Origin of the sequence: Limnospira sp., assembly GCF_051859755.1 — a bacterium.
In the GTDB taxonomy this organism is placed as follows: Bacteria; Cyanobacteriota; Cyanobacteriia; order Cyanobacteriales; family Microcoleaceae; genus Limnospira; species Limnospira fusiformis.
This window is the reverse complement of the sequence record NZ_JBIMLI010000265.1, coordinates 1-3,054: the sequence shown is the minus strand read 5'-3', so window position 1 is coordinate 3,054 and position 3,054 is coordinate 1. Positions and strand designations below refer to the sequence as shown.

The following is a 3,054-nucleotide window of genomic DNA, read 5'->3' as shown; positions in this document are numbered from 1 at the left end:
AGTCAGACCATATTCATACCTTAGTTGAATACCCTCCTCAACTCTCTATTTCTGTCATAGTAAATGCTTTAAAAGGAGTTGACAGTCGTAGATATGGGCAAGCCAGATTCCCTAAACCCTACGGAAAAGAATCTTTATGGTCGCCTAGTTATTTTGTATCTTCAATCGGTGGCGCACCATTAGAGGTTCTGAAGTCTTACATTAAAAACCAAGAAAAGCCGTCGTAGAACGACGGGGTTTTAAACCCAAAATTTTCGATAAAATATTCAAACCTATAGAGTCCAACCCTACCAATTCCCAGTCAGGGGACGGAAACATTACTGCGTACCAGGTTTTAGTGGTCTGTCCTCATTGCGTCCAATTTAGCGCTTAGCGAGTTCTGGCGTACGGGCGACCCGCCGCTTGTGCAGTTCTTTAAGCAGAGGATTAGGGCAATTTATAAATTGCCCCAAAGCGTAGGTTGAACTAAACTGTACGTTGCTGGCTTAAAGCTTCATAAGAAGCTTGGAAATCATCAACAGTAATCTTGATCGCAGCAGTATCTGTTTCACCTTGAGACCTAAAACGGCGAATTGCTCCTACAGCGGCTTGATTGCAGAGTAATACTAAATCTGCACCATTCCAACCTTCTGTTATCTTAGCCCAATGTTCCAAGTCCACATTTAACAGAGGTCTGCCCTGATTGTAAACTTGTAAAATCTTGAACCGACTATCTAAATTTGGTAAATCTACCTTCAATTGTAAATCTAACCGTCCTGCACGTAACAAAGCAGGGTCTATGGCATCAGGACGATTGGTAGCCCCAATTACCAAAATGTTAGACCCCGATTCTAAACCATCTAACTCCGTCAGTAATTGCCCCACTACCCTGTTACTTACCCCAGAATCACCAGTGTAAGTTCCCCGTGCTGGAGCTAATGTATCCAGTTCATCGATAAATATTACACAGGGATCTGCTTGTCGGGCTTTAGCAAATAATTCTCTTACCGCCTGTTCACTGGCTCCCACCCAACGGCTGAGTAAATCTGGTCCATTAATACCAATAAAGTTAGCTCGGGCTTGAGAAGCCACAGCCTTGGCTAATAATGTTTTACCAGTACCGGGAGGACCCCACAACAGTATTCCTTTGGGCGCTCTGGCTTTTGTTTCTTTGTAGAGTTCTGGGTACAACAAAGCCCCTTCCACAGATTCCCGCAAGGTCTGTTTTATGGTTTCCAAGCCGCCAATATCTTCCCATTCCACATGAGGAACTTCAACTTCCATGCTACGAAGTACTGCTGGTTTGATTTCCTTGAGAGCCTGCAAGAAATCGGATTGCTCTACCGCGATATCTTCTGGAATTTGCATATCAATGGAAGGAACCTGACGGCGTAAAGCTGTGTATGCGGCTTTTTGACAGACAGCTTTTAAGTCAGCCCCCACAAATCCCACGGTGTGATCGGCAATAAACTCCAGATCAACTGAATCATCTAAGGGCATAGCACGAGTCAGAACTTCCAGGATTTCTTTGCGCCCATTGATATCTGGAACTCGAAACTGAATTTCTCTGTCGAATCGTCCAGGACGGCGTAGAGCTGGGTCAAGATGATCAGGGCGATTAGTAGCCCCCAGTAAAATCACGCCTTTGTTCTGGGAGAAACCATCCATGAGGCTCAATAGTTGAGCAACTAAACGCTTTTCTACTTCCCCTTCTACTGCACTACGGTTTGGGGCCAAGCTATCGATCTCGTCAATAAAGATAATACAGGGAGCATTTTTGGCAGCTTTTTCAAAAATTGCCCGCAGTTTTTGCTCTGCTTCACCATAATATTTGGTGATGACTTCAGGGCCAACAAGGGCAATGTAGTTAACCCCCAGTTCTTCAGCTAACGCACGAGCTGTGAGTGTTTTGCCAGTACCGGGGGGACCAACTAATAATACCCCATGTGTAGGTTCAAGTCCTAACTTAACTAGCAGGTCAGGGCGTTTTAAAGGAATAGCAATCAGTTCTTTGAGTTCTTTGAGTTCTTGGTTTAATCCCCCAATATCTTTGAGAGTTATACCTAAATTAGGTTCAGGTTGTACATTGGGGTCAGATGCACCTGTATTACGAGGGGGGGAAGAAGGTGTACGAATGGAACTAGTACCAACATTACTAGTTGTATTATTAGGACGGGGAATGTTACCGGTTCTGGGAATACTGCTTAATGAGCGTGAGTTAAACTGATATTCAGTTTTAATTTCTCCATTTTCAACTTTTTCCTCTAGAGCTTTTACTAACTCTAGCAACTGCTCAAATCCCTTGAATAAATCACTCATAAAGTCCCTCAAAAGTCAATTAATAAAATACATTATAGCAGTCTTGACTGATATCTCCCTGTCTAATGATACGGTTGAACACAATTCCCGCATAGTGCATATTAAGAATTTTTAAATTATCTAAAAATCTCTCAGTTTCTGCTAGACACATTGGTTCAGCTTAGATTCCAGTGACTATCGGAAATGCGATCGCGTAGCGTGTGCGTAGCACGTATCGCCTTACCTTTAACCCAAGCAGGGGTCGAGAACGGAGTCGCCTCCATCGCCTCCCATTCAAAACCGTGCTTGCGAGTTTCCCAGCACACGGCTCCTGATGTAGATGCCCATTGTCATTGGCACAGAGTTACTACCCCCTGCTTTGTCCTTCTTTGTTCAGAGCTATATGCAGCACGTAGTCTTTCAACTCGCTCTCGCCGTAATACTCCTACTTATTACAGGATTTACATCTACACCGTGGCACGTCTGCTTATCCTTATTATTACATAAGGCATTTGCTTCTTGCAACATCTCTATCCCTCTAGGGGTAGGGGTCGAAAGGGAAGTCGCCTTCCCCAACTCCCATTCAAAACCGTGCTTGATAGTTTCCCATCACACGGCTCCTGATGTGGATACCCTATTTGTCAAAGGAACAGAGTTACTACCCCCTGCTTTGTCCTTCTTTGTTCAGAGCTATATGCAACACGTAGTCTTTCAACTCGCTCTCGCCGTAATACTCCTACTTATTACAGGATTTACATCTACACCGTGGCACGTCTG

The 3,054-nt window shown here is 44.2% G+C and carries 4 protein-coding genes; 2 read left to right on the top strand and 2 right to left on the bottom strand.

From position 1 onward, the window contains the following. The coding region (gene tnpA / locus ACTIE0_RS23655) for an IS200/IS605 family transposase (RefSeq protein WP_439517021.1) at nt 1–227 on the top strand (227 nt) is incomplete at its 5' end. A 238-nt stretch (nt 228–465) separates the two neighbouring features. Here tnpA and ACTIE0_RS23650 read toward each other — a convergent pair. Then, entirely contained in the window at nt 466–2,298 is a 1,833-nt protein-coding gene (locus tag ACTIE0_RS23650) for an AAA family ATPase (protein WP_006621467.1), read from the bottom strand. 19 nt (nt 2,299–2,317) lie between these two features. Then, complete coding sequence (locus tag ACTIE0_RS23645) at nt 2,318–2,449, bottom strand: hypothetical protein (RefSeq protein WP_006669118.1); 132 nt, start codon at nt 2,447–2,449, stop codon at nt 2,318–2,320. 231 nt (nt 2,450–2,680) lie between these two features. On the opposite strand from ACTIE0_RS23645, the gene ACTIE0_RS23640 reads away from it, so the two are divergent. Next, nucleotides 2,681–3,054 (top strand): hypothetical protein (locus ACTIE0_RS23640; RefSeq protein ID WP_439517020.1); only part of this gene is annotated, 374 nt, incomplete at its 3' end.